Raw genomic sequence first — 7,116 nt, forward strand, 5'->3', positions numbered from 1 at the left:
TTATTATTCAACGACAGGTTTGGCTATATCTCGGTTATGACTTCCAGCAGCACTTTAAGTCTAGTTGCCGCATTGAACCTTTTTTTGCTTTTTCCTGCCGATTTTGAAATAACTGGTCTGCTCAATCTATTGCTGGGAATAGGAATAGGATGGCTGTTTGGTTCGATGGTGAATGCCCAAACATTGATCGCTGGAATTTATAATGGCGGAATTGGGTCGATTATGGGAACAATGGCAGGTGCGGTTGTCATGAATCCCGCTATTTGCGGGCTGCCTTCAACGATTCTTTCAGAACAGGAAATCATCATTTTCTTTGCGCTGTTAAGCATATGTGTCCAAGGAATATCAGCATTATTGCTGCTATTTTCTTTTAGGGCTTGAATGTCTCATGAAAATAATGAATAAAGCAGCCTGAGTGGCTGCTTTTTGTTTACTTTATGGAAAACCCCTCAAATAACTTTCCTCCAAACGGTTCTAAAATGGATTCTGCAAGCTCAATGACCTGACTTTTTTCGCCAATTCTATAATAATTGTCAAAAGCCTGGACAAAGGACTCTGCAAATTGTGGATCAAATCTGGTTAATTCCCTGAACATCCATTTTGAATTGCCAATCCAATGTTTATTTGTCCTCAGTACAAATTCATGTAAAAGATCAGCCAAGGCATTTGCGATGAAGAGTTCCTCGACTCTTTTTGTTGAGCCAATGAAATCATCAAGTGTATCTGTAATAAAATAGCGCTTCATTTCAATCTCTTTTTCTGTCCACATTTCAGGCCCATTTTCGATTATGGTTGCTGCTTCCTCCCTGATAGCTGGCAATACATCGCTGTTTTTGAGAATAATTCCTTCCGCAACCATCCTTGGCAAGCTTGGTCTTGCCCTTTTAGCATCACTTTCGAAAAATTGTTTATACGAATGGAAATTATGAACAAAAACCTCGACTGGCCAGCCAAATGCTCTTAATGACTCCCTATAAGGTGAGGTCACTTTACAATCAAAGACCACTATATCTAAATCTGAGGTTGGTGTTGCTTCCCCTCTGACTACACTGCCTGCAAGCAGCGCGGCATCACAAAATGGAAAACGATCTTTAATAAATCTCTTTGCAGCCTCGATTGGTGCAGGTATGCTTCGCGTATCCATGCTTCTTTCACCTCAAATCCCAATTTAATTAACTGATTATCGTAGAAATCCACCTTCGGAATGAAGGATTTGACCAGTAATCCATTTTGCCTCTTCACTTGACAAGAATCTAACCAGTTTAGCTGCGTCCTCTGCTTTTCCTACACGACCAAATGGGAACCTAAGCAACAAGGCTCTTTTTGTCTCATCATCCATCCATCCTGTATCGGTTGGGCCTGGATTGACTGCATTAACGGTAATACCCCTTGAAGCCAATTCTGCCGATAAAGTAATAGTCAATGCATCGATTGCTCCTTTTGTAGTGGCATAAGCCAGCTCTCCAGGCATGGGTCCTCTAAATTGGCCTGAAGTCATGTTTATTATTCTTCCGCCTGAATTTTTGTTAAATCTCCTTGCAAATTCAATGCTCATGAGGGTTGTCGCACGTATATTGATTAAATAATGACGGTCCAGTTCTGCTGGTGTCAGATTTAAGAAATCATTGCTGGTAGAATAGGCCGCATTGTTCACCAAAACATCGGCTGAACACCAATTGAAAGTAAGTGATTCAAAGAGCTTTTGTGGTGAGTTCTCCTTGGTCAGATCCAATTCCATACAGAAAGATTTCACACCTATCTTGTCAAGTTCATCTTTTAGTGCCTGTGGCTCTTCCTTTAGAATCCCCCATGGCATCTCCTTGTCATATTCAGTCCAATAAGTAAAAAATATATCAAAGCCTGCAACTGCCAGCTCCCGGCATATTGCAGCACCAATGCCCTTTAATCGGCTTGCGCCTGTAACGATTGCGACTTTATTCTCTCTCAAGCTATCACCTTACCTTTCAAAAAAACAGATTGTTATCTTAATTATTATAGAACTACCATATTTTGTCGATATGAAAATGTGGATTGAGCAAACGGAACCGAAACGCAACTGAACTATTCACGAGAAGTAGCTTGGATGAATTCCTTCAAAAAGGATAAAATGTGGATTCATATTTTTTGAAGTCTTAAGGCTGAATGTTTCATATAAAGAAGCCAGTGGTATCTTACTAAATAGACAGACACGAAAAGGAGGTTATTTTGAATGCCTTTTTCTTTAAAATATCTGGCTATTCCCCTCAGTTTGACCATCCTGATCGGGTCGGGCTGCAGCAGTGATGAAGCAGAGCAAGGTGCAAAACAAATAGAAGAAGAAACAAAGAATGCAGCAGCAGTAACAGGTGAAAAAACAAAAGAAGCAGCAGAGAAAATAAAACAGAAAACACCGGGTATCATCCAGAATATGAAGGATACTTATAAAGAAAGCGAGCAAGAAGTTAAAGATAACACTCTTCAAAAGGGTGATACAGCAACCGTCCAAGCGGATGCTTATCTGGCGCTTACTCCAGAAGCTTATGATGAATTATATAAATTAATTGAGGTTAACGACGTTAATGGCGTTGATAATATTGTGAATGATAACCAGATAAAAGAAATTAAACAAGATAGTGAAGTTGAAGTCATTGAGAGGGAAATACGCCGTACGAAGGTAAAAATGAAGGAATCAGGTGAAGAGGGATATTTGCCAACTTCTTTGTTAGAACCCGTAAAATAACAGTTTAAAAGAAAACCCAGAATGTAATGTTCTGGGTTTTTACTATTTCAAATTTTTATTGTATAAAAACATCCCGGCTAAGGTTTAGCTTTGCTGCTCCTTTGCCGTAAAACTGCTGGGCATTACAACAGCAACAACCTCTCCCCGAGCACAAAGCGTATCTCCTGCAAATACCTCTGTTTCTACTTTGAATTTCTTAGGGTGGATTTCCTGTACATTGCCAATTGCTTTCAAAACAGTACCATGTGGTGTCGGTTTCAGGAAATCAACATGTAGAGAGGCAGTTACAAATCTAGGTGGTTCAGCTGAATCCCCAGGCTCATGTCCATTCTTCCTATGAAGTGCGAGCGCCGCTGAGCCAGTACCATGGCAGTCTACGAGAGACCCAATCAGCCCTCCGTAAACAAAGCCTGGTAATGCCATATGCTCTGGTTTTGGATAGTAAATCGTCATCGTTTTGTCTTCAAGCCAGCCGGTCCGAAAGTGATGTCCATGTTCATTCATTCTGCCGCAGCCATAGCACCATGCGAAATCTTCAGGATAATCATCTTGAATTGCTTTCAACACTTTCTCTTCCAAAGTCATTCCCCCTCTTCCAGTCTCACATTCTATAATAATTCTTCTTACGAGGGTAAAATCCTTTATAATTCGTATAATTTCAGCAAAAAATGAACCCGTGTTATGATTGATCTAAATACTTTTATGAGGTGATAGGATGAAGTACAGACGGTTAGGAAAAACGAATTTAGAAATATCGGTCGTTGGGATTGGTACGTGGCAATATGGTGGTGAATGGGGAAAGGTATTTACTCAATATGAGGTCGATGCAATTTTAAATAAAGGCAGCGAAACCGGAATCAATTTCATTGATACTGCCGAGTGCTATGGAGATCACCTATCTGAATCACTTATTGGAGACTATCTTAGCCGGAATAAGCGTGAAGATTGGATTGTGGCTACAAAATTTGGTCACCATTTTCACAATAATTTTGAGCGGACAAGACATTGGAGTGCAAGCGATGTACTCTCCCAGCTAGACGCTTCATTGAATTCCTTAAAAAATGAATATATAGACCTTTATCAGGCACATTCTTGTAGTGATGAAGAATTTAATAACGATGAACTCTGGACGATGCTTGATAAACAGGTACAGGCAGGGAAAATACGTCACCTTGGTATCTCCCTCAGGTCGAATGAAGAGAGCTACCAAACAGACAAAGCATCAAATGTAAATGTGGGAGCTATTCAAGTTGTTTACAATCGGCTTGATCGAAAGCCGGAGGAAAAGATTTTTCCTTCTAGCGAAAGACAAAATCTTGGAGTGCTTGCACGGGTCCCGCTTGCAAGCGGTTATTTGAGCGGCAAATACAAGCCTGGTGCAGTTTTTAGAAGTGACGATGTTCGTTCAAAGCATGATTTTGAAGAAACAGCGAGTCTTTTAAAGCAAGTTGAAGAAATAAGCCGGACGGAAGTGCCTCAGGATATACCGATGGCTTCCTGGGCGTTAGCTTGGTGCTTGAATCATTCTGCCGTAACAGCCGTGATTCCAGGCTGTAAATCACCCGAGCAGGTTGAATTAAATGCCAAAGCAGCCGAACTGGCAAAAGATGATCATCCTCAAAGTGTAGGAAAATAACAAAAAATCCCTACTGGGGATTTTTTGTTTTAGGCTCTGGTTAAATCCCAATGTTGTTTTTTAAAACCTGTTGATTGTAGTGGAAGGCGCGATGACTCCTCAAAACATGCTAACGCATTTCCATCATGCGTGGGCAAATTCTTATATAAATCATGAATAAGACAATCGGTATACCAAAAATCGCTCATTTGGATTATGATCCGGCAGGTTTAATTCTTTTACCATCGAAAAAGGACTCTGAGTTTCCAGATAGTAAATGTAATCCTCAGATGGGTAGTATAATATAATATCTACTTCCCTGCTGTTTTCCTCGACTGAAAGCAAGATATTGTTGATTACACAAATAAAAATTTGGACCGAAAATGGATTGAAGAAATAAAAACGATTTTCCGCCGGACCTATTTTATAATCCTCAGCGATGCAGCAAATGAATTCAATTTTCTCTGCCTTTTTTTTATAATTCTTCAAATAGCGATCTTTATTTTCAATTGCTTCAAAATAAAAAGCCTCATTCATTTCGATTCCAATTACATTGGAGTTGAAAAGGTAATTAAGATAGAAATTTAACCTTCCCTTTCCGCATCCAAAGTCTACAATCATGTCCTTAGAATTAAGGTTGTATTCCTTGAATAAAGATTCCAATGCGGCATAAGGTGTGGGCTCATATCTGTGGTAATGCAGAGACTTGTGAAAACCCTTCTGATCTTCAGTCGTTTTGACATTCAGTATCTTATCAAAATAATGTTCCAACATTAAAAAAACTCCTATCAATAACTGCAGCATATCTTCATCCATTCACATTCAAACTATAGCACTATTTTATAATGATAGAACGATAACGCAAATTTTGAAAGTGAGCAATTGCGGCCGGATTAAAAATCTTTATTTTTCCGTTCTCTAACCTCTTTCATCTTTCCATAAAAGCTTTCTTCTAAATCTAGATCAAAGTAATTATAGAACTTCAGTAAATATGCTAAGCAATCTGCCAGTTCTTTTCCTATATCCTCTCTTGCACTTTCCTTTGCCCGCAAAAAAGCCTCCTCCTGCTCCAAACCATTCAGGATGCCTTGTTGAGTCAGGTTAAATATCTTTCTTAACTCCTCTGCAAACTCTGCTACCTCTGTTGTTAGCAGCATGTAATTATTCAACAGTGATTCCCTTGTTTTAAAATAGTTTTCTTCATTGATTTCCCAGCCCATTTCTTTCTGATAATCTTTCATATATGCTTGAAGGTCTTTCATTTCTACACCCCATTAGGTAAAATTATCCGTGTCATGTAATTTCTATTACTATAAAACTTATTATTTATCTTTATGATAGATAAATCAATTAAAGCAACATTAAAATACTAGTGTTACATAGAGCGTGTGCGGGGGTATAAGGATGTCGTTAAACAGAATGGAAGGCAAAAGAGCCATCGTCATTGGTGGAAGCATTGCTGGTAAGCTATCAGCTCGGGTCTTATCTGATTTTTTTGAAGAAGTGATTGTATTAGAAAAAGATCAAAAAAACGATAGCATTGCCATACGCAAAGGAGTTCCGCAAGGTTCACAGGGGCATGTTTTGCTAAAAAGCGGAGAAGAGCTCCTTGAAGAATTATTTCCTGGTATTATTGCTGAAATGGTCAAGGAAGGGTCAACCGTCTCTGACTTTTCCAGTGATCTCGTCTGGTTTCACCATGGATGCCGGAAAATCAGTTTTGATTCAGGCTTATCGATAATCCAGCAAAGCCGTTCCTTTCTCGAATGGCATATACAGAAAAGACTGGAGATAATACCGAATATAGATTTTAGGTACGGCTGTACAGTTAAAAAGCTTCTTCTAAAAGATAATAAAGAAATTAGTGGTATTACCTTAGAAAAACATGATGGCAGGCAAATGAATCTTTCAGGTGATTTAGTGGTAGATGCATCAGGAGCTGCTTCGTTAACGCCAAAATGGCTGGAAGAATTGGGCTTCAAAAAGCCAAAGAAAACAGAAGTAAAGGTTGATTTATTTTACGCAAGCATGATTTTCGGAAAGCTTGCGGATGCAACTGCTAACTGGCATAGCCTGCTCGTTTATCCGAATCCTCCAAAGCAAAGCAGAGGCGGTACTATTTCACCACTTGAAGGGAATCGGCACTTAGTTACCCTGTTAGGCTATGGAGTTGAACCTCTGCCTAATGATCATTTATCATTTTTGCAGTACGCTAAAAATCTTGATCAGCCTGATCTATATGAAGCAATAAAGACCGCTGTTCCTGAATCAGGAATAGAGATTTATCGTTTCCCAGCTTTACGCAGGTTCCATTATGACAAATTGAAGCAATTCCCTGCTGGTTTGCTTGTGATAGGAGATTCTTTTTGCAGGATTGATCCTGTCTTTGCGCAAGGCATGAGCATCGCAGCCATGGAAGCAGAAGTATTGAGAAAGTTGCTTAAGTCATCAAAGACCAAGGAAAAATTAACGAAAGATTTTCATCGTAAAATCAGCAAGATCATTGATATCCCATGGCTGATAGCCTTGACTGAAGATTTTAGGTTCCGACATGCAACTGGTGAAAAACCAATCGGACTTTCCTTCCTTCAAAGGTATGTTAAAAATGTCGTACTGGCATGCTCACATAATCAAACAGTATATAGTCAGTTCATGAAGGTCCTCCACTTGAAGGCTCATCCTGTCAGTTTATTTAATCCTGCGATTCTTGCCGGTGTTTTATCTAGCAAGAATAAAATTGAGTAGAATCCCGTATTATGAAAAAATAAGACACCGTCAGAGT

General features: G+C 39.3%; 9 protein-coding genes. 4 read left to right on the plus strand and 5 right to left on the minus strand.

From position 1 onward, the window contains the following. Positions 1–381 (plus strand): hypothetical protein (locus WB217_RS03025; protein WP_423990514.1); only part of this gene is annotated, 381 nt, incomplete at its 5' end. 49 nt (positions 382–430) lie between these two features. Here the strand turns inward: WB217_RS03025 and WB217_RS03030 are convergent. Together WB217_RS03030 and WB217_RS03035 are read right to left on the minus strand one after the other, a co-directional pair. Next, a complete protein-coding gene (locus tag WB217_RS03030; protein WP_423990516.1) occupies positions 431–1,144 on the minus strand; it encodes a nucleotidyltransferase domain-containing protein in 714 nt (237 codons plus the stop codon). A gap of 36 nt (positions 1,145–1,180) precedes the next feature. After that, positions 1,181–1,948 carry an SDR family oxidoreductase gene (locus WB217_RS03035; protein WP_423990518.1) on the minus strand — a complete coding sequence of 256 codons (768 nt, stop codon included), beginning with the start codon at positions 1,946–1,948 and terminating at the stop codon, positions 1,181–1,183. 261 nt (positions 1,949–2,209) lie between these two features. Here WB217_RS03035 and WB217_RS03040 point away from each other — a divergent pair, with 261 nt between their 5' ends. Further along, positions 2,210–2,719, plus strand: a complete 510-nt coding sequence (locus WB217_RS03040) for a hypothetical protein (RefSeq protein ID WP_423990520.1) — start codon at positions 2,210–2,212, stop codon at positions 2,717–2,719. Between the two features lie 84 nt (positions 2,720–2,803). Here WB217_RS03040 and WB217_RS03045 read toward each other — a convergent pair whose 3' ends face one another. Next, positions 2,804–3,298: a PaaI family thioesterase gene (locus WB217_RS03045; protein WP_423990522.1), complete on the minus strand. Its 495-nt coding sequence runs from the start codon at positions 3,296–3,298 to the stop codon at positions 2,804–2,806. 136 nt (positions 3,299–3,434) lie between these two features. Between WB217_RS03045 and WB217_RS03050 the strand changes: the two genes are divergently transcribed. Then, positions 3,435–4,355, plus strand: a complete 921-nt coding sequence (locus WB217_RS03050) for an aldo/keto reductase (protein WP_423990524.1) — start codon at positions 3,435–3,437, stop codon at positions 4,353–4,355. A gap of 150 nt (positions 4,356–4,505) precedes the next feature. Here WB217_RS03050 and WB217_RS03055 read toward each other — a convergent pair whose 3' ends face one another. Together WB217_RS03055 and WB217_RS03060 are read right to left on the minus strand one after the other, a co-directional pair. Continuing rightward, positions 4,506–5,108, minus strand: coding sequence for a methyltransferase (locus WB217_RS03055; protein WP_423990526.1), 603 nt, complete (start codon positions 5,106–5,108; stop codon positions 4,506–4,508). Between the two features lie 119 nt (positions 5,109–5,227). Further along, positions 5,228–5,596, minus strand: a complete 369-nt coding sequence (locus tag WB217_RS03060) for a MazG nucleotide pyrophosphohydrolase domain-containing protein (RefSeq protein ID WP_423990528.1) — start codon at positions 5,594–5,596, stop codon at positions 5,228–5,230. A 142-nt stretch (positions 5,597–5,738) separates the two neighbouring features. On the opposite strand from WB217_RS03060, the gene WB217_RS03065 reads away from it, so the two are divergent. Next, the gene (locus WB217_RS03065) at positions 5,739–7,079 is read left to right on the plus strand and encodes an FAD-dependent oxidoreductase (RefSeq protein WP_423990530.1); all 1,341 of its coding nucleotides are present in this window, start codon (positions 5,739–5,741) and stop codon (positions 7,077–7,079) included. Positions 7,080–7,116: the final 37 nt, after the last annotated feature.

The sequence above is a fragment of the Mesobacillus sp. genome (assembly GCF_049588175.1).
Lineage (GTDB): Bacteria > Bacillota > Bacilli > Bacillales > Cytobacillaceae > Mesobacillus.

What these genes read in the sequence shown, in the direction of transcription:
- WB217_RS03030 (WP_423990516.1), bottom strand. Translation starts at nt 1,144, where the DNA reads ATGGATACGCGAAGCATACCTGCACCAATCGAGGCTGCAAAGAGATTT.
- WB217_RS03040 (WP_423990520.1), top strand. Translation starts at nt 2,210, where the DNA reads ATGCCTTTTTCTTTAAAATATCTGGCTATTCCCCTCAGTTTGACCATC.
- WB217_RS03050 (WP_423990524.1), top strand. Translation starts at nt 3,435, where the DNA reads ATGAAGTACAGACGGTTAGGAAAAACGAATTTAGAAATATCGGTCGTT.
- WB217_RS03055 (WP_423990526.1), bottom strand. Translation starts at nt 5,108, where the DNA reads ATGTTGGAACATTATTTTGATAAGATACTGAATGTCAAAACGACTGAA.
- WB217_RS03060 (WP_423990528.1), bottom strand. Translation starts at nt 5,596, where the DNA reads ATGAAAGACCTTCAAGCATATATGAAAGATTATCAGAAAGAAATGGGC.
- WB217_RS03065 (WP_423990530.1), top strand. Translation starts at nt 5,739, where the DNA reads ATGTCGTTAAACAGAATGGAAGGCAAAAGAGCCATCGTCATTGGTGGA.